Annotated in this window: 14 protein-coding genes; all 14 read right to left on the bottom strand. The window is 50.7% G+C overall.

The genetic code is table 11. The annotated features are described in order from the left end of the window. Positions 1 to 18: 18 nt before the first annotated feature. The 14 genes from KB559_RS20000 to KB559_RS19935 all read right to left on the bottom strand — a co-directional run bounded on the left by KB559_RS20000 (position 19) and on the right by KB559_RS19935 (position 20,079). A complete protein-coding gene (locus KB559_RS20000) occupies positions 19 to 735 on the bottom strand; it encodes a hypothetical protein (RefSeq protein ID WP_211024348.1) in 717 nt (238 codons plus the stop codon). Next, positions 719 to 2,899, bottom strand: coding sequence for an ABC transporter permease (locus KB559_RS19995; protein WP_211024345.1), 2,181 nt, complete (start codon positions 2,897 to 2,899; stop codon positions 719 to 721). Before KB559_RS19995 ends, KB559_RS20000 begins: the two co-directional genes overlap by 17 nt. After that, a complete protein-coding gene (locus tag KB559_RS19990; RefSeq protein WP_211024343.1) occupies positions 2,892 to 3,782 on the bottom strand; it encodes an ABC transporter ATP-binding protein in 891 nt (296 codons plus the stop codon). The genes KB559_RS19995 and KB559_RS19990 overlap by 8 nt, the downstream gene beginning before the upstream one ends. 650 nt (positions 3,783 to 4,432) lie before the next feature. After that, positions 4,433 to 5,110: a deoxyribose-phosphate aldolase gene (deoC, locus tag KB559_RS19985; RefSeq protein ID WP_211024340.1), complete on the bottom strand. Its 678-nt coding sequence runs from the start codon at positions 5,108 to 5,110 to the stop codon at positions 4,433 to 4,435. Between the two features lie 16 nt (positions 5,111 to 5,126). Next, a complete protein-coding gene (def, locus tag KB559_RS19980; RefSeq protein WP_211024338.1) occupies positions 5,127 to 5,708 on the bottom strand; it encodes a peptide deformylase in 582 nt (193 codons plus the stop codon). 90 nt (positions 5,709 to 5,798) lie between these two features. Beyond that, on the bottom strand, positions 5,799 to 6,158 hold the full coding sequence (locus KB559_RS19975) for a hypothetical protein (RefSeq protein ID WP_211024336.1): 360 nt from the start codon (positions 6,156 to 6,158) through the stop codon (positions 5,799 to 5,801). A gap of 92 nt (positions 6,159 to 6,250) precedes the next feature. After that, positions 6,251 to 6,997 carry a sulfite exporter TauE/SafE family protein gene (locus tag KB559_RS19970; protein ID WP_244861610.1) on the bottom strand — a complete coding sequence of 249 codons (747 nt, stop codon included), beginning with the start codon at positions 6,995 to 6,997 and terminating at the stop codon, positions 6,251 to 6,253. Positions 6,998 to 7,065: 68 nt separating this feature from the next. Further along, positions 7,066 to 10,563: a glycosyl hydrolase 53 family protein gene (locus tag KB559_RS19965; protein ID WP_211024334.1), complete on the bottom strand. Its 3,498-nt coding sequence runs from the start codon at positions 10,561 to 10,563 to the stop codon at positions 7,066 to 7,068. Between the two features lie 198 nt (positions 10,564 to 10,761). Then, complete coding sequence (locus KB559_RS19960; RefSeq protein ID WP_282103183.1) at positions 10,762 to 12,843, bottom strand: beta-galactosidase; 2,082 nt, start codon at positions 12,841 to 12,843, stop codon at positions 10,762 to 10,764. A gap of 56 nt (positions 12,844 to 12,899) precedes the next feature. After that, entirely contained in the window at positions 12,900 to 14,492 is a 1,593-nt protein-coding gene (locus tag KB559_RS19955) for an ABC transporter substrate-binding protein (protein ID WP_211024331.1), read from the bottom strand. A gap of 70 nt (positions 14,493 to 14,562) precedes the next feature. Beyond that, positions 14,563 to 15,459, bottom strand: a complete 897-nt coding sequence (locus KB559_RS19950) for a carbohydrate ABC transporter permease (protein ID WP_244861615.1) — start codon at positions 15,457 to 15,459, stop codon at positions 14,563 to 14,565. Between the two features lie 66 nt (positions 15,460 to 15,525). Next, positions 15,526 to 16,446 (bottom strand): ABC transporter permease, encoded by a 921-nt coding sequence (locus KB559_RS19945; RefSeq protein ID WP_211024327.1) that lies wholly within the window; start codon positions 16,444 to 16,446, stop codon positions 15,526 to 15,528. 173 nt (positions 16,447 to 16,619) lie between these two features. Beyond that, entirely contained in the window at positions 16,620 to 18,374 is a 1,755-nt protein-coding gene (locus KB559_RS19940) for a response regulator (protein WP_348772942.1), read from the bottom strand. Then, positions 18,352 to 20,079: a sensor histidine kinase gene (locus tag KB559_RS19935; RefSeq protein ID WP_211024324.1), complete on the bottom strand. Its 1,728-nt coding sequence runs from the start codon at positions 20,077 to 20,079 to the stop codon at positions 18,352 to 18,354. Before KB559_RS19935 ends, KB559_RS19940 begins: the two co-directional genes overlap by 23 nt.

The following is a 20,079-nucleotide window of genomic DNA, read 5'->3' as shown; positions in this document are numbered from 1 at the left end:
CGTTTCTTTATTTCAATGTTATTCTTCTTCCTCAATAATCCAGCGTTCCCTCTTCCCGATGAGCCACACGGCTGCAGCAAGCAGCGCGGCGGCGGCCAGCATCAGCATGACCCGGTTCAACGGAAACGATGCCTTCTCCGGCAGAAAGGCGGTGTACAGCGTCCATCGGGACAACCAGCTCCCGCCGCTGACCGTATCAACCATCCAAACCGCAAACCCTAACGCCAATCCTCCATAGGTTTTACGAAATATAACCATTCCTATCAGCGTTATAGAGGCGAGCAGCATGAAAGCGGGCATCGTCTGGAGCATTAACGGGAAGATCCCTGTCACTCTTTTTGCGCCTTCTCCCCCACCCCAAGGATACATGAATGTGGAAATCCGCCCGAACTTCAGCAGATAAACCGCCATCCATCCTACGTTTAGCAAAGATGCGTATAACAGCGCCAGCACCCATTTTCGCACGGCGATCAACCTCAGGGAAACCGGGTACGTGGCGATCATCTCCATGCTCCCTCCCCCGATTTCCCGCTGGAACAAGAGCAGCATAAGCATGATGACTAGCGGGTACATTCCCATTTCCGAAAAATAGTAGACGGTACGCGGTTTGTCGCCGAGCAGGATACTAATCAGATAGAGGATAAATACAAACAGCACCAGAGCCGCGACCGGCTGTTTTTGCAGTTTCAGATCAAAAGAATATCCGCGCCGCAACTGCTCAATTGCCGTTTTCATCGCCCATCACCCTCTTCCATTCCTTTTCCCATTCCGTAAACGGAATTTTGTTATCGGCAATCACAGGCTCCACATTCGGATCGGGAACTTCAATTCCTTTGGCGTAAAAATAATTCAACACTTCTTTGACTTGTTTGTATTTGCCTTCATCCAACGCTCGCGCAACCTGTTTTACCATTTGCAATCCAACGCGATCGGGATCAGTCCCCTCATCTCTTGCATATAGTTCCTGGATCAAGTATCCATTTCCAGACCCTTGCCAAATTTCTTCGTCACTATAACCTTCTTCTTCCCGGGTATACAGGTACCACATCAGCCCCCGGATTTGCAGGCGGACATCCTCGCTCATGTTTTCGATCAAATAATCGCCTTTACGGCTTCCCAGGAGCATCTGATTCATTAACATTTTGGAAGCATAATCCTTGTCAAAAAGATAGGTCATCACATAAGTCTGATTTTCCACACTATATTTCACATAATTCTCATTTGGAAGGAACAACAGCTGGTCGAGACGGGATTCAAAAGGATGAATCCATCCGGAAAAATAAGCGTACATTTTCTTCCACTGTGCCAGAATATCCTCTCCAAGCTTGGCGTTATAAGGCGTCGTTACCGCTTTACCCGGAAAATCCCCCGATTCCAGTTCCAAAAAATCCCCGCCGAACAACGAGAGACCTTCGCTCACTTGACCTTCGAAAGCTTGCTTGCCTTGCTCGCGCCCGGTTTCCGGCAGACTGGTATATAAAGGGCGATCGAATCCGACCAGACTCAATTTGAAAGCGGTCGAATAAGGAGCATGCGGGATAAACACCGACCCAAGCTGTATGCCGGAACCGTCCATTTCCTTCACGTAAACTGGTTGGTGTCCCGCCAGCGGATACCAGGCGATATAACCGGGGAGAAACAGGTCGTCGCCTTTAACGAAGGCATAAAACGAACCCTGACCCTGAAATCCCGGTGCGTAATCCATCATGGTCCCCGCATAGGTAATTTCAACCTCCAGCAAACCTTCAGGTATTAAGGCAGGAAGTTCGATATCCAATTGATCCCCTTTGCGCGAAAAGGAAGCTTCATTGTCACCGATCCTGATTTTCTGCACATTAAAATTGCGGTTCAGCGTTAAGTTCAGTTCCCGGTTCCCCGCAGCCTTCAAATCATCGCCAGGGATCGTAAGCTTTGCCGTGATCCGCAGACTGTCTTTCGCTTCCCTCTTCACGTTAAGATCATATTCCGTAATCCGGAACAGATCGGAGGAATTCCATTCCGGCGATTCATCCAGGCTCTTGAGAGTCGGATCGGCAAGCTTGGCGTAATAGCCCTCATACCGCTCCTGCCAGATTTGGCCGTAAGGCACGAATGCCAGGGCGGCGAGCAAGACCGCAAACGCGCTAACACTCCAGACCGCCAGTTTGTGCTTCGTCGGACGGATCCGGTTCAACACCGTAACGCCGGCAACCAGAAGCAATAAGACAAAGGACAATACGAACAGGCGCGAATATAGCAGTTCATCCCCGATTAGGCGGAAGCCCCAAGTATCGTTAGGTTGATTCGTAACCAGCAACAAGCGGCTTAAATGAAAGGTCTGCAACGGATAAAGCCCCGCTTTGTCGATCAAAAAAATGTCCATGAAAAACGTCCCGAACATCCACGCGCAAAAACCGATCAGATAGACGACCCGGTTAGGAATCGCAATCGCCAGCAGCATGGCTAAGGCCAGCGTTACCATATATGAAATCTCATAGGTCACGGCAAAATACAACGCATATTCTAGCGTAACTTCAGGAGATACTCCCCGCTGAGCCGAAGACCAGGCAAACACTACCGCGGCGATCAACGTAAAGATCGAAAAATAAATTAACCCGGCCAGATACTTGGCCGAAACTTTCGTGGCGTAAGGTACCGGCAGCGCCGAACTCCATTCATAGGAGGAACGGCGGATATCCCTGCGGACCGACAATATGCCTACAAGCATAACAAGTCCCAGCGTCATCGTATGGACGAAAGCATGAAACGAGTAGGCTTCATCTAACAAATTTGATTCGGGTGCTACCCTGCCGATCGTCCACACATTCATCACCGCAAATGCCAGCGGTAGAGCCAGCAACCACAAGTTACGAAAAATCATGTTCCATTCAAAACGGAACTGGCGAAGCCATTTATTCATAACCGTGAGCACCTTCCCTCTGGCTCGTCCGCAGCAGCGCCAAGTATCCGTCCTCCAAAGTTGGACGGACCAGAACGCCGTCCGAACCGGATGGAGGCGCCTCTCCGATCACCCGGCACAACAGCCCCTGCTCGCTCCGGCGTGTGGATACTACCGACATCGGGTCCAATCTGGCAAACTGCTCCTCGCTGACGATGCCTTCCCACACCTTGCCGCGCCCGTAATCCTGAAGCTCGGCCAAATCGCCGGACATTCTGACCCGGCCCCGGTCTAGTACGGCGATCTGCCGGCAGTTGCTCTCGATGTCCGCCACGATATGGGTGGAAAGCAGCACGATCCGGCCAAGGCTGAACCGGGTGAGTAAGTTACGAAAGCGAACGCGCTCTTCCGGATCGAGGCCGGCCGTCGGTTCATCGACGATCAGCACCTGCGGAGATCCCAGCAGGGCCTGAGCGATACCAAGGCGCCGTTTCATCCCGCCGGAGTAAGTCCTGACCCGTTTGCCCGCTTTATCCTGTAAATTGACCTCTTCCAGCAGCCGGTCGATTTCCACCTTGCGCCGTTTCCGGTCATTCATGCCTTTCATCTCGCCCACGTAATCCAGATACTCGGCACCGGTCAACTGAGGATATACCTGGAACTGCTGCGGCAGATAGCCGATCATGCCCCGGATATCCTCGGCTTTGCGAAGCGGGATCCCGTTGATCGTCGCTTCGCCCGCCGTTGGCGGCACTAAGGTAGCCAATATACGCATTAACGACGACTTTCCGGCCCCGTTGGGCCCAAGTAAGCCGACCATGCCTTCATTCAGCGTCAGGGTGACATCATGGAGCGCCCATCCCCCACGCCGGTACTTTTTGGACAAATGGTTGATTTCTATCATAAAACATCCTCATTCCCAGACTGTATTCGATAACCCGCGCGGTTACTATCTGTACATGTAACGGGAGGCATGGAAAAAAAGTTGATACCTGTTTCTAGAAAAATAATTTATGCCCGGAGATGCCCGGGAGATGCCCGTCGCCTTCCCTCATCCCAGCCATTCCAGCCGTGCCAGATAATCCAGACAATCCAGGCAATCCAGGTATTCCAGGTAATCCAGGTAATCCAGCAATTCAGACATTCCAGACAACCCTGGCAATCCAGGTAATCCAGGCAATCCAGGTATTCCAGACAATAAGACTATTTAGGTAATCCAGACATTCCAAACTATTTTGCTAAACCAGGTGATCTAGGTGATCTAGGCAGATTAACTGGATTTTCTACAGCTAATTTGCCCGTCTGCCCCCATTTTTCACAAATAGCTGTAAAACCTGCAGCTATTTTCGCTCTTTCTTCTCTTTGATAGCCGATAATGACGGATTAACTGTACGTTTTACAGTTAATGTCTGAAAAATCTTAAATCACAGAAAATTAACTGTAGGTTTTCCAGTTAATGAGCCGTTGAATCGCGCTGGAAATCCATCAAAAAAAGCGCTATTCCCTTTTCGTTGGAATAGCGCTTTTGATACAAGCTTATTAGCCGCTGCTTTATTAATAATCACTCCGGCTGCTAAGCCCTTGAGCGATCGCCACGCCTGCGCTCGTACCGAGCCGGGTTGCTCCGGCTTTGATCATCTCTTCAGCATCGGCAAGATTCCGGACTCCTCCGGATGCTTTGACTCCGATGCCCGGCCCGACCGTCTTCGCCATCAATGCTACCGCTTCGACCGTAGCTCCGCCCGTTGAAAAACCGGTTGACGTTTTAACAAAATCAACGCCAGCCGCAACCGCCAGACGACAAGCCCGGACGATCTCATCCGGGGTCAACAGGCAGGTCTCAAGAATGACCTTGACCAAGGCTTTGCCTGCGGCGCTTTCGACAACACCAACCATATCGCGGACAACCGCTTCGTCGTCCCCATCCTTCAGCGCGCCGATATTAATGACCATGTCAACTTCGGTAGCTCCGTCGCGAATGGCTTGAACGGTTTCAAAAGCTTTTGCCTCCGGTGCGGACGCTCCTAGCGGAAACCCGATAACCGTGCACACCTTCACATTCGGCGTATCCTTAAGCGCTTCGGCCGCGGTCTTTACCCAGTAAGGGTTCACACATACGGAAGCAAAGCCATACTCTTTTGCCTCGGCGGCCAGTTTAAGAATGCCTTCTTTTCCCGCATCCGCCTTCAATAACGTATGATCGATCCGGCTTATTACCGATTTCGTACTCATCCTTAATTCCTCCAATTTAGTATAAGCTTGTGATTTGCACGCCTTCAGGCAGCTTGAACGGGTGTTCCTTGTTGATCCGGTCATAAAACATAACTCCGTTTAAATGGTCGAGTTCATGCTGCATAACAATAGCGTCGAAACCTTTGAAGCGCAGCTTCACTTCTTTGCCCTTCTCATCGATAGCCTTGACCTGCACCTTCTCGTAGCGGGGCACAAACCCCTGCACTACACGGTCCACCGACAGACAGCCTTCACTTTCCGGCAAATACACCATCGCCGTCGAATGGCTGACGATTTTGGGATTAAACAGAGCTACTTCACGATCATTGCCCTGATCGTCCGACAAGAGTGCGGCAAACATCCGTTTGTTCAAACCGATCTGGTTCGCGGATAACCCCACTCCGGCCCGCAGCTTATATTTTTTTGATAATTCCGGGTCTTGGCTATTCTTCAAAAAGGCCATCATCGACGCCATTTCCTCACGGTCCTCCTCCGTCGGAGGCACGCTGACCGGCTCGGTCACCACCCGCAGGATAGGATCGCCTTCCCGCACAATATCATCCATCGTAATAATGTAGTCGCTTTTGAATTTACTCATGAGTGAATCCTTCATCCACCTTCACATGCAAAATTTGCGCTTAACTTAAGACCAGCCCCAGCGTAGCACGCAGCCGGAGCATTGTCAAAATCAGCGTCTTACTTTCATTCCCCAGACGTCATCCTTCGAATATTGGGTCGCGGCCCGCAGCTGTTCCAACCGGCCATCCTGCGGATAATGCTTCACCAGATAGGTCAAGAAAGTCTCCCGAAGTCCAATTTCCTGGTCAAGTAAATTATACTCGTTAGGATGCCGTTCCAGTTCCTTCAGACCGGATTCCCAGAGCACCAAATCCCCGGCAACGGATTTATTTTCCCGTGTCTTGGCCGCCAGTTCCTTAAGTTCCCGGTAGGCCGTTCTCACTTTGCCGGAATATCTATGTTTGTGACTCAGCCAACCCAATCCGACAATGGCGAGAAAGAGCAGAATCCATAATTCTATATGATCCAATTAGTCACCTCATTCATGCCTAAAGTATCATAGCCGCAAAAATAATGTCAAACCATAAAATCGCAATGGGTTAGAGACGGGTGAGAGCCGAGTTACAGTCCCTTTATAGCGGTCCACAACGTCCAGCAGCCCGACACAAGAATCAAGATCAAAGTCAGCTTTTTGAAAACAGCCTCGTTCAGCTTGCCTCCTGCCCAGATTCCAAGCAGCACCCCTGCAATCATTGCCGGAATCAGCCATACCAGAGTCTCTGAAACCGCCTCATCAAGCAGACCGCCATATATATAGGATATGATGGTCACGGCATTCAATAGGAGCGCATAGAAGGTCAGGTTTCCCCGAAAAGCCCCCTTATCAGTTCCTTGATTGGACAGAAACAACGCCACCGGAGGTCCGCTCATAGATATGCTCCCGTTCAGCAAACCGCTGGCCAGACCGACCGTTACGAAGCCCAGCCTTTCTCTCGTGACCTGAAATGTCTTCCCCGACATCATGACCGCCGAGGACAGCACGATAAGTCCGCCCGCGGCAATTTTTAACGCCGTTTCGTTTACATACAGCAGCAAGTAAGACCCTAGCGGCGCCGCAACAATGCCTGACAGTGTAAGCAACCCGATTTTACGGATTACGACATGTTTATAACAATTAATAAAAATTGCTATATTCGTAAAAAAACTGAGGATGACGATCAGAGGAACCACCTGTCTCAGCGGGAGAAACAGAGTTAGTAACGGCAGCGAAACAAGTGCAAACCCGAAGCTGGTTACCCCTTGTATGAAGCCGGCCAGCAAAATAACGAGCATGCCAAAACCCAGCCAGGATGGGATCTCCATAATCATATGCATTTATCCCCCCGATATACAGATAAGCCGGCATCCAAAATGCCGGCTTAGGCTTTATTTATATATTATAATGCAATCCATAATTGATAAACAGCTTGTGCCGCTTCAGCCCGGGTGAGAGGTTCAGTCGGAGCAAAGCCCCCGTCCCCCCTGCCTTGTACCAATCCAAGGGCATGCGCGTTTTTTATGGCTGAATTCGCCCAATCGGATATTTTGTCTTCATCCGAAAACAAACCTGACTGAAGCGTACCTTCGGATGTCGTGGATGTCGTCCCTTTCAGTGCATAGGCATTCATCAGCATGACCGCCATCTCCTGACGGGTAACCGGAGCGTTTGGATCAAACTGCATACCGGCTTTTGCGGCTCTACCTTTTATGATTCCCGCATTATAGGCAGCCGACACAGCACCGGAGTACCACACGTCCGAAGCCACATCGGTGAAGCCCGCCGTTGCACCCGGCTTGAGTCTCAGAGCGCGGGTAAGCATAGCAACAAACTCCGCCCGGCTTACGGAGCGGCCCGGTTCAAATGCTCCGTTTGCCGTTCCCTTAACGACTTGCTTGGCTGCAAGTCCTGCCACTGCTTCATATGCCCAGTTCGTGTCGGAGACATCTACAAACTGCTTGGTGACTTGCAGCACCGCATAGGGACTGAAATGACTCAATTCCGCAGTCACTTCCCCGTCAATCCAACGACCGCCTGCAAATTCCAGGTTACCGCCTTCGGAAATATAATAGATACCGGTAGTATTTTTATGAACTCCCGTATTTGGTTTGATAGAGATCGTTACGGGCTTTACGAACCGGTCCATGACGATCTCGGTGCCATCCGGACCTAATAGTGACAGTTTAAAATCATACATCGGTCCCGCATATTCGATCGAGGTAAATTCAGTCCGTGCAGTTCCCTTGCCCAGCGCTAATTCCAGGGCTTGCTTGTCGCCTTGGGCGAATTGCAGGGAGACCGAATAATCAGCAGACTTCGCTGTCTCCCCGATAAGCTGCTGCAATACTTCGTTTGGCAGATTCAGCTTCAGGTTCCCGTTCGAGACTTCCAGAGCACTGTTTCCAAGCGATTTAATAACTTCGCCGGTTAAGATCAGTGTAGACACCTGTTCACTTACGTCAATCGATACGATTCCGTCTCCATTTCGCTTCATTTGGTCAGGTTTAATGGTTAGCGTTGCAGGCTTACTTTCAGGACTTTTCACTCCGGGATTGCCTGTATTCGAGCTCAACCCGCCTGAAGTACCTCCGCCTTGCGGGTTCGAGGGCTCCGCTGGCGTGGTAGGGTTGGTAGGCTTCGTCGGCGCCTCTGCGGTTTGGATCAATTCGACGTCATCAAAATATCCCCAGATTTCTTCGGGTGCTTCAACCTCGAATCCAATCATCAAACGCCCGTCTTCAACCTGGATATTCTCTACGGCATACTGTTTCCAAACATTCCAGCCCGTGTTGAGCATATCGGTCCCCTGCTTTTTGCCTGAAGAATCCGTGGCAAAGAGCTTGAATTTCGTTTCGCCTCCGCCTCCGGACGCCCATGCTTTAAGAGTATAGGTTCCGTTCGATAACCCGCTGACATTTTGGGTCAACTGATAACCGTAAGGCTCCCCGTACCAGTAATTGAACGCATGGCTGCCCGAATGGGCATTTCCTGCATTTTTCTCGACTTTACCGGCGGCGCTGATTCCCGAAATTGTCCAGTGAGTCAGATCTCCGCTCTCGAAGCCGGGATTTTGAAGCATGTTCGCTTTTTCCAAGACGGTAATTTCAATCCTGGCCTGCTGTTCTATACCGGCTACCTGGCCATAAACCGTAAACTTCCCAGGCTTAGTAAGCAGTTCTTCCGAAATGCCGTCCCAAAGAACAGCGGTAGGTCGAATGGAACCTTCGTTGTAGAGAACATTCACTTTGGCCGGAAGCACCGGAGTTGTTCCTTTGGAAACGGTAACTCCATCTGCTGCATATACCAGCAGCGGAAGCACCTCGGTGATGCTGCCTGGAACAAACCGGAATGCATCCAGGGATGCCAGGGCATTGCCGCCAAAATCAAACATCGCCTGATTTTCCCAAGCATTGCCTTCTCCTGCTTTCCAGCCGACACCCGGCAGCCAAGCCGGTTCCCAATAAAACACACCCAGACCGTTATGGCCGTCGACGCTGGCAACCGTGTTCAATACAGTTTCGGTCACTAATTTTTGATTGGCCACCGAAGCGGGGAATCCGGCGATGTCCGTTTCAGCTTCGCCTGCAATATTTCCGTGATCGTCCCCGTCATCATAGGTATACGGATATGCTGTCTCAGCAACGACTACTTGTTTTCCGTACCGGGCTACGAGATCATTCATATTGCTCTTCAGATCTTGAAACGTTCCGTGCCAATATGGATAGTAGGATAGTCCGATCACATCGTAATCGACGCCGCGTGCTTTGATTTGATCAAAGAAGCTGCGGAATTTGCCGTTGCTTCCCCCTTCAGCCAAGTGAAGCATAATTTTCGTTTCCTGCCCTTCCGGCGTCGTATCCCGAACCGCTTGGCTTCCTTGATTCAGCAGTTCAGCCAAATTATCGAAGTTAGCGGTCGATCCTTCAGGATGAATCATGCCGCTATTGATCTCGTTGCCGATTTGTATCATATCAGGGTACGCATTGAGATCCCCCAGTTCGGTCAATACATCGGAGGTATAGTCATAAACCGCCTTTTTAAGCGCCGGAAAATCCAGTCCTTCCCATGCCGCGGGCTTGACCTGTTTGCCGGGGTCGGCCCAGAAATCGGAATAATGGAAATCCAGCAACAATTTCAACCCTGCGGCTTTGACCCGAGTCGCCATCTCTACGGTATGCTCCCGGTCATTGAAGCCGCCCGCTTCAACCGGGTCGTTCCAAAGCCGCAGCCGAACGTAGTTCACGCCATGGTCTTTAAGGATGGTCAGCAAATCTTTGCTCGAGCCATCGTCATAAAACTGGACACCGAGTTCTTCTAGTGCCTGTAGGGTGGAAATGTCTACGCCTTTAATGAAATTATTAGGATCATAAGCTTCTTCCCCCGATTTCACCAGTTGGATATCATCGAAATATCCCCAGTAATCGGCCGGTGCTGCCACCTCAAAACCAATGCTAACACGACCGTCGGTTACCTGAATGTCCTCTACTTTATACTCCTTCCATACATTCCAGCCGTTGTTGACGATCTTTGTGCTCATGGTGACTCCAGAGCTAGAGCCCGCATCTTCTCCCCCAACTTCGTCACCATCATTGACGCCTCCCGTTTCGGCGAACAGCTTCGCTTCCAGTTCCTCGTCTTTGCCCGAAGCCCATGCCCGCAATTCATAGGTCCCGTTCTCAAGGCCGCTTAACGTTTGGGACAACCTGAATTCATAGCCATGATCCCCATACCAATAATTGAATGAATGACTGCCCGAATGGGCGTCTTCCGAGTTGTTTTTCACCATTGCGGCATAGGTGGCCCCTGTTACCGTCCAACCCGTCAGGTCTCCGAGTTCAAACCCCGGGTTTTCCAGTGTCAGTCCTGTTGATAAGGCGGAACCGGCGGCGGCTGTCACAGAGGGAGAGTATGTAATCATTAAATTTGGAAGCGCTAATACAAATGTTAAAACCATCAGTAATCTTTTATTCATCCTTGGTGGAATCTTCATGTCCATCTACCTCCCTAATCAAGAATATAGATTCCGGAGGAGGCATAGGGATTCCCTCCCTTTCCTGCCTCCGGATCAGCTTTACGTTGACTTGCAAACTTGAATCTAATCCCGATCATGTTTCCGCTTCAGCACCAGCGAACCGTATAACGGGAGATCCAGCGTCCCGGACAAAGATTCGCCGGTTTCAAGATCCACGTATTCCCTGCTGTCCAACTGGACCTTCGCCGTTTTGCCGGTGAAATTAAGCAGGAATACATAATCATGATCGCCATCACACCGAAGCTGGGCGGTAACGCCTTCAGGCAGTTGGCTATCCAGCGTGCGGAGTACCCCGGTTTCTTCGACCAGCTTGCCGTAAAGTGCGTCGTAAAAAGCATCCTCGCTAACGCGCGCAGCCAAATAATAGGCCCGGCCCGATCCCGCCGACTCCGGCCGATTCACGGTCAGCACCGGCTTGCCGGCATAGAAATCGTCCGCGTAGGTTGCCAGGACTTCCGCGCTTTCGGCATGTATCACCTCGCACAACTCGCGGATTTCATAGCTTCCCTCCAGGCCAAGCCGGTTTCCGGAAGACATGACGAGCGAGTTGCGGTCATGGTCATGCAGCCCGTCGATTTCCTCCGCCCAGATGCCTAAAACATGCCGAAGCGGCCCGGGGAATCCATTTAGATGGCATAGATCATTTTCATTGACGATACCGGACCAGTAGGTGACCAGCAGAGTACCGCCCTCATTCACGAATTGCTCCAGTCTCGCACCCGTTTCTTCCCGAAGCAAATAAGCCATAGGCAGCACGATCAATTTATAGGCGGTGAAATCGTCATTAGATCCGATAATATCCGTTGGCACACCCTGTTTCCAAAGCGCCCGGTAATGCTGCACGACGGTCTGCTCGTAATGCAATCCGCCATTGCGCGGACCCTGTGCGTCATGAATCGCCCAGCGATTATCCCAATCAAACAGAATGGCTGCTTCCGCCGGAACATTCGTGCCGACGACCTCGGTCATTCGCGACAAGGTTTCGCCCAATGCCGCGACATCACGAAATACGCGGGTATGCTCATTTCCGACATGGTCGACGACCGCTCCGTGGAATTTTTCGCTGGAGCCCCGGCTTTTGCGCCATTGGAAATACTGAACCGTGTCCGAGCCATGAGCGACCGCCTGCAGCGAAGAAAGGCGGTGCATGCCCGGCCGCTTCAATTTGCTGACCGGCTGCCAGTTCGTCTGGCTCGGCGTGCTTTCCATAAGCATGAACGGTTTCTTCTTCAATGTACGGAACAAATCGTGGTTAAAGGCAAACCATGAAGCGATACCGATTTCCGATTCCGCTTCATGCCAGGTCGGATATGCGTCCCAGGAAATGACGTCAACGGCTTTGGCAAACTCCCGGTAATCCAGCCCGTAGAATAAGTCCATCATGTTTGCCGTGCAAGGCAGATCCGGATTTATTGCCTTCAGCGGTGTGATTTCATGCCGGAAGAAATCGATCGTCTGGTCGGACACGAACCGTCGCCAGTCCAGATTGTGGCCATGGACCATCATTTCTCCGTGCGGGGCCGGTGACTCGACCTGCGACCAGGATGTATAGGTGTGGCTCCAGAATGTCGTCCACCAGGCATGATTCAGCGCCTCCAGACTGCCGTATTTCCGTTTCAGCCAAGCCCGGAAGGCCTCCTGGCAGTAATCGCAATGGCATTCCCCGCCATACTCGTTGGAGACATGCCAACCGATGACAGCCGGATGAGCGGAATAACGCTCCGCCAGCTTAATGTTCATGATCGCAATCTTCTCCCTGTACACCGGGGAGGTGAAGCAATGGTTGTGCCGCATGCCGTGCAGATTGCGACGGCGGTTGGCTTCCACCCGCAGCACTTCCGGGTATTTCTCCGACATCCAGGACGGACGCGCGCCGCTCGGCGTCGCTAACCAGGCGTAGATTCCGTTGGCGGCCAACCGGTCCAGTACGCGATCCAGCCAATCGAATGTGAATGTCCCTTCTTCCGGCTCCAGCGCCGCCCAGGAGAAAATCCCGACGGACATCACATTGCAATTCGCGAGCTTCATCAGCCGGATGTCTTCCTCGAGCACGGCCGGGTCATGCAGCCACTGCTCCGGATTGTAGTCCGCTCCGTGCATCATCACAGGCAATTTTTCGCTAATCGGTGGCAATTTGTTCATCATGTTGTTCTCCTCCCTTAAGAAAAATCGCCGGAGCCATGACTCCGGCGATGATTGATTTATTGCTGCGCGGCCAGGAAAGCATCGATCTGGCTTTGCAGTTCCTCTTGGATCTTGCCGATGCCGGCGGAATTCAGTTGCTTGATCAGTTCCGCTTGACCTTTATCCAGGTCATCGATCAAACCGTACTCCAGCGGAATGGCATAGCGGAGCATCACATTACCGACGTTGGACACCTCGTTCTTCACCTTCGAATCGTCAAACACGAAGGTTTCCAGCGCGAAGTGATGGACTTTGGGCTCCCAGTCTTTAAGAATCTCATCCGCTTCAACCGGGTACGACGCATCCTTGCGGTTCAGTGGGGAGTTCCAGCCCCAATTGGAGAAACCGGTGTAATTGGCTGCGTTAGGTCCGGCCGAGAATCGGTCGTCGCCAACCGGTTCATAGTGCTTGCCTGCAATGCCGTACATCGTCAAATCATGAATTTCTTTATCGTTCTGCAGCAAGTCGATCAGCATAAGAGAACGTTCCGCGTTTTTGGATGTAGCATGGATCGCCATCCCGTTTTGCGTCGAAATGGAGGCGATTTTTTTCTTGTCCGGCGTCAGATCGACGATGGCACCTTCATATTCCGGTTTATCCCGGCGCATTTCCGCTAGATTAGCTCCGACCGTTCCGAGCGTTTGCGCGTAAGAACCGACTTTACCTGCCTTCATGTCCTGCCAAACGTCATTTTTGTTGCTGACGATGTTTTTCGACCAGCCTTTGTTATCTGCAAGATCTTTATAAAAGGTGAGGAGTTCTCTGAATTCAGGAGTGTCGTATACATTAAACAATTGGCCCTTTTCGTCAGTCAGCTTATAAGCCAGCGGGAAACTGTAATCGATAAGATTCCATTCGTTTTGCTGCTCGAGCAAAGCCTGGTCCAGCTCATGCCATTTCCATCCATCGGCAGGCTTGGCGCCAAAAGCGCTCACGCCCTTCTCGTTTGCGCCGACGGCTTTCACATAAGCGGCATAGGTTTCCGGGCTGTTGATCGGCTCCAAATTGTATTTTTTGCGCAAATCCTCGCGGATGATCACGACTTTATCCGTTACTTCCATGTTATTGTTCGGCACCATATACAGCTTGCCGTCAACCTTGGCTTGGTCCCACGATACTGCCGGCATGGCTTCCCACGTTTTCGGCATGTACGTTTTCAGCATGTCTTCCGTCAATTCCAGAAAACCGCCTTTGCGTGCCTGATCATTGTAAAAAGCCCAGTTTGCCGTATAAACGATGTCAAAATCCTCATTTGCTGCAAACTTCAGCGGATATTTCTGCGTCCAATCCGCCCAATCCAAAAATTCAGTTTCCACGGTAGCATTGATTTTTTCTTTAAGCAGCTTGTTCAGTTCGCCGAACACTTCGTCATAATCGGCCGGCTTGCCGCCCACCAGGAGCATCTTCAGCTTCACCTCTTGTGAGATGTCCGGTCCGGCTTGATCCCCTCCGCTATTCGCTGAATTCACGGCTGCATTGGAACCGGTATTCGCATTTTTGGCACCCGAGGCATCTTTACCGCCGCCGTTGCCTCCGCAAGCGCTCAACAAGGCGGACACTGCGAACACCATCGCCAGCAGGAACATGAATCTTCTCTTTTGTTGTTTCATGACTAAACCTTCCCCCTAATTTGTTATATTTGAATGGTTCGAATCTATCGATAACCAGGTTTCCCTGTGGTCATCCTTTCACGGCTCCAATGGTAAGACCCTGCACGAAATATCGCTGGATAAACGGATACGCCAGCAAAATCGGCCCTGTAGCCACGATGGTCATCGCCATTTTCAGGCTCTCGGTCGGCAGGTTGATATTCACTACGGCTCCCGAGGCCATCATCGCTTTGCGCATACCGTCCATATTGCCGAGCAGCCGGTATAAATAATACTGCAGCGGCATCAAATCGGAATTTGAAATAAAGAGCAGCGCATTGTACCAATCGTTCCAATAAGCCAGTGCGATAAACAAGCCGATCGTCGCCAGCGCAGGTTTGGACAGTGGCAGGATAAACCGGACGTAAATCTGGAAGTCCCCCGCCCCGTCGATCTTCGCCGATTCGATGATCGCTTCGGGAATGCTGCTCATAAACGATTTCATTACGATAATATAGAACACGTTCATCAGCATCGGCAGAATAAGGACGATCAGCGTATCCTTCAGCTGCAGGTAGTTCACGATGAGCAGATACCAAGGCACCAGCCCGCCGCTGAACAGCGTCGTAAAGAAGAAGAAAAACGAAAACTTGTTGCGCCATTTAAAGTCTTTTCTCGCCAAAACATAGGAGGTCATAGAGGTCAAAAACAACCCTAGCAGCGTCCCCAGTGCGGTGACCGTGATTGTTATGCCATAGGCTTTAAGCATCTCCGTCGGGTATTTGAACAAAATTTGATAGGCCTCGGTGGAAAAAGAGGTAGGAATCAGTTGAAAGCCGTTCTCTATGATCTTGCTTTCCTCCGTCAGCGAGGAGGAGATCACCAATAAAAACGGAAAGATGCAAAACAAAGCCAAAATCGTTAGAGCCGTATACCCGATGGCCGCCAAAATCAGCCGGTCTTTAGGTTTCGGCTTCCTGGATTTCATGCGAACTTCGGGACCCAAGTTGCCGGTAGTTGTTGCCGTTGCGTTCATATTCGTTCCCTCCGTTTATCAGAACAAAGCATGATCTTTGTCGTATTTGCGTACAGCGTAGTTGGCGAGCATAATCGTTGCAAACCCGAGAACGGATTGATAGAACCCCGCGGCAGCGGACATCCCGATTTCGTTAGACGTAATCAAGGACCGGAACACGAAGGTGTCAATAACGTCGGTCGAAGAGAACAGCAGGCCATTGTTGCCGACCATGTTGTAGAACATCCCGAAGTCTCCACGGAAAATGTTGCCGATCGCCAGCAGAACGAGAATAATGATCGTCGGCATTAAGTTCGGGATCGTAATTTTCCGGATGCGTTGAAAAATGTTAGCCCCGTCGATTTCGGCTGCTTCATACATTTCCGTATCGATGCTGGTGATGGCCGCCAGATACATGATTGTGCCGTAACCCAGCGCCTTCCAGGCGGAAACAAGGACCAGTATCACCGGCCAATAGGCGGCCGTGTTGTAAATGTCGATGGATTCCATGCCGATTTTATTCAGCAGGACATTGATCGTTCCTACGTCGTAGTTGAACAAATTGTAAGCAATCGCTCCCACGACGACCCAGGAAATAAAATACGGCAGAAACATTACCGTTTGGGTGATTTTACGAAACCATTTGCCCGCGACCTCAAACAGCAAAATCGCTGCGAAAATTTGCAGCAGGTTGTTTACAACGATAAAGGCAATGTTGTAAAGCGCCGTATTTCTAGTTACGCGCCAAGCGTCCCCCGATTCGAAAAAGAATCTGAAGTTGTCCATCCCGTTCCAGGGACTTCCGAAAATTCCCCCGCTGTAATTGAATTGCTTGAAAGCCAGCACGATCCCCGCCATCGGAATATAGGCAAACAGCAGGAAAAACAATACGCCCGGAACTAACATCAGCAGCAACGTTCTATATTTCTTTACATCGCTCCAAAAGCCGTGCCCTCTCATCTAGCATCTTTTCTCCCCTCTTGTTGTCTCTTCCCTAATTATAAAAGAGGAGATTCATTACTGTGGATTCAGCGAACCAACTAAAAGTAATACATTTTCCACGATCCCCATACAAATTGTAGGCAAGCAAAAGCCGGAACCTGCCACTTAACGGCAAATCCCGGCCGGAAGACTCATATCTTGTTCTTTTTCCGGTATTCTCCTGGTGTCATGCCTAGCGTCTGCTTAAACTGCCTGTTGAAGTAAATAATATTTTTGTAGCCCATTCGCTCGGCGATCTCATAAATTTTGAGGGTTGGGTCGGACAAGAGCTCGCAAACCCGTGCCGTTCTCCGCTCATTCAGGTAATCGCTGAAATGCGTCTCCGTCTCCTCTTTAAACAGGTATCCCAAATAATTCGGGGTAAAATCAAACTGCGCTGCGACCTCTTTCAAGGTGATTTTCTGCTCCAGGTTCTGTTCGATGTACACCATGATTTCTTCGATCAGCTTACGCTTCTGCCTTTGTTTCTTAACATACAGCAGTTCGGACAACTCGAAAAATCGGCGTCGCAGCCAAGACTTAATGTCATGGACGGTTTCGAATTGAAACAGGATCTTCGGCTGGTTCGTATCCCACTTTAGCAATTCATGCAGGCTCTCCCCCATTTGGCGCAGATCGGCATGAAGTTTGTTCGTGATGCGTAGAATCAGGTCGTATACTTCATTCTTCCGGGAAAGAAGCTCCCGGTGGCCAAAAATCTCTTCCAGACAGTCATCTACGGCGACCAGGTCGTATTCCATGATAGCCCCCAGCATCCGTCCCAAGACCTCGTCTATGCTGGACGCGGGCAGATGTCCGCCAGGGGCCCATTCAGCGACATCCAAACGGATGAGTTGGTTTTTACCGAGCAACCATTTGAAGCTCAGGGCAGCTTGTGCCTGATGATAGGATTCGCGAAGCTGATCTTCATCACGCGCCGATTTGCCGATGCCGACCGTCACAGTAAACGGGAATGACTTCCCTACCGCTTCGATCAGCCCTTCCAGCAGAGCCGGAAATTCCTGTTCAGGAACGGATGACAATATAAGGCACCTCGTCTGCTGGCTTCTGAAAAAGGTGCCCAGCATGTTCTCCTCTACGTAGCGGCGGATAAACAAAGTAAGCTGCTGAACCTGTCCTTGTCTCTCCTGCTCGGTCAACTCGCTTGTTTTCCATTCCAGATCATCGATCTCGACTATGGCTGCAGCCGTTCCGAAGCGAAGCAGCGGATGGACGATTCCCATGGCATGCGGTTCCAGCTTGCCAGGAGTAAGATCGTTCAACCAGCGGATCAACAGTTCCTCGCCAACAAGACTCCAGACGGCGGATACCGAGTTGTTCCTTTCCCGTTCCCGCTCCACCGCTTCGCAAAGCGATAACAGCATGTTGCGGAGTTCCTCGTCTTCAACCGGCTTGAGCAGATAGCCCGATGCGTTCAGCTCGATCGCCTTTTTAGCGTACCCGAAATCTTCATGACCGCTGATGAAGACTATTTTCACCTGAGGATGGATTTCCCTGGCCCGCCGTGCGAATTCCGTACCCGACATGATCGGCATCCGGATATCCGACAAAATGATATCTACCCTCTCCTGCTCCAATATTTTGAGCGCGTTGAAGCCGCTGTTCGCCGTTCCCACCAGATGCAGAGGGAATGGAAGCGCACTCCCGGCCACGCGCCGCCGCAGCCATTCCAAATCGACAGCTTCATCATCTACAAGAAGAATATTAATATTCATAAGCAGCGCCCTCCGGTTGCAATGACTGGTTCCTTTTTGAATAACCTTATAAATGATATCTATAAACGATCCATTCGAGCATAGCTTACCGAGTCCGGCCTGAACATAGCGGTCTTCAATGAAAACCCATACTTTTTCACCGATTCCCCTATACTTGCCCGCCGGATTCATCAATTAAGATTGGGTCCTCCGCAGGGAGAAGTATTCTCACCGTAGTTCCTGCCCCGTATATGCTGAAAATGGAAATCCCGTATTCTTCCCCATACCGGAGCTTGATCCGTTCATCCACATTTTTAACCCCATAACCTCCCGAAAGGCTGGGTGCCGAGAGCAGTTTCTTGACAATCTTGGGCTTCATGCCGATTCCGTTATCGATTACTTTCAGTTCAATGCCGTCTGCGATCCGCCTCCCCGTAATCCGGATCGCGATGGACTCGCCGAACCAGGCATGCTTGAATATATTTTCCACAAACGGCTGGAGAATCAGCTTCATGACCGGAACCTGCTTGATATCGTCCGCGATATCCACGTACACCTTAAATCCGTCCGCATACTTTACCCGCTGAATATCCAGGTAAGTCTCCACCTGCATCACTTCATGCTCGAGCAGCGTAAACACTTTGCCCTGATTCAGCGTCAGCCTGTAGAATCGTGAAAGACCCTGGACCATGTCCGTCACCTTTCTTGTTTCGCCCAGATTCGCAAGACTGCTAATGGTTGACAGCGTATTGTACAGAAAATGCGGATTGATCTGCGCCTGCAGCGCTTCAAGCTCCGCCTGCTTCCGCTGGAGCCCTTGAACATAAACGCTGTTGATCAGCTCTTGGATATTCCCCGCCATCACGTTAAACGCTTCGGCGATATGCACGAATTCATCATTTCCCGAAAAGGCGATCCGTTTTTGAAAGTTGCCCTCCTGGAAAGAACGGACCAGCCGGACGATACGGGCCATCTTTCTGCCTGAAATTCGTGCCACCACCGAGCCGATGAGGGACATGCCCGCAAAACTAAGGGCACATACTGCAAAAATGGACTTCTGCAGCTTTGCGGTATCTTTCGTAAGGTAAGCATGAGGAACCAGCGTCTCAATAACAAAATCCGCTCCCGGAATCGGCTCGTGCAGGATCAAATAGTTGGCTTCACCGGCTCCAAGGCCCGCTTCTCCCCTTTGATATATCACCGTTCCTCCCGAGGCGTTATCGTTCAGGCGCAGCGTGATCCCTTCCTCAACCGGAAACGTGGCAAAATTTCCAAACAGGTCATCGAGGGACACCGTAATGCGAATGTAACCGATTATCGTCTTATAATCACTGTAAGATACCAGCTTGCGAATATGCGAAATATTTCCAAGCCGTTGGTCGGTATCTATTTGTAACCAGATGTTGTCCAGCTCGGAATCCTTATATTTCCTGTACCATTCTCTGTTTTCAATCTCTTCTAGGGGTAAAATATAATAATCGCTACCTTCGATCGGTGCTTCGAGGTCGTCTCCCGATACGAGGTTAAGATCCTCGTTCATCGTATAGAGCATGAGCCGGATATTATTCCCGAACAGCTTGAGCGGAGCCGTGATTTGGGGGACGATTTCATCCAGCATAACCAGATAGATTTGATAAGGCTCCCCTTTGGCTTGAAGAGCCCGCTGAAATGAAAGGCTGCTGAACAGGGTATCCGACATTCGCTGGATTTCGTCCATTTGGTAGCGGATATTGTTCCGGGCTTGTTCCATCCCTGTCCGCACGTTCGTCTCGGCCATTTCCGTCCGGGACTGAATCAGCATCGTATAAGAGATATATCCGATGATCATGTCCGTAATCAAGACCAGAAGCAAATACGGGACAAGCATTTTATAGGTGAAGGGCATGTATTTTCTCAT

The organism is Paenibacillus sp. Marseille-P2973, from assembly GCF_018101095.1.
Taxonomy (GTDB): Bacteria; Bacillota; Bacilli; order Paenibacillales; family Paenibacillaceae; genus Fontibacillus; species Fontibacillus vini.
Note: the sequence above shows the minus strand (reverse complement) of the source record. Positions and strands in the feature narration are given on the sequence as shown.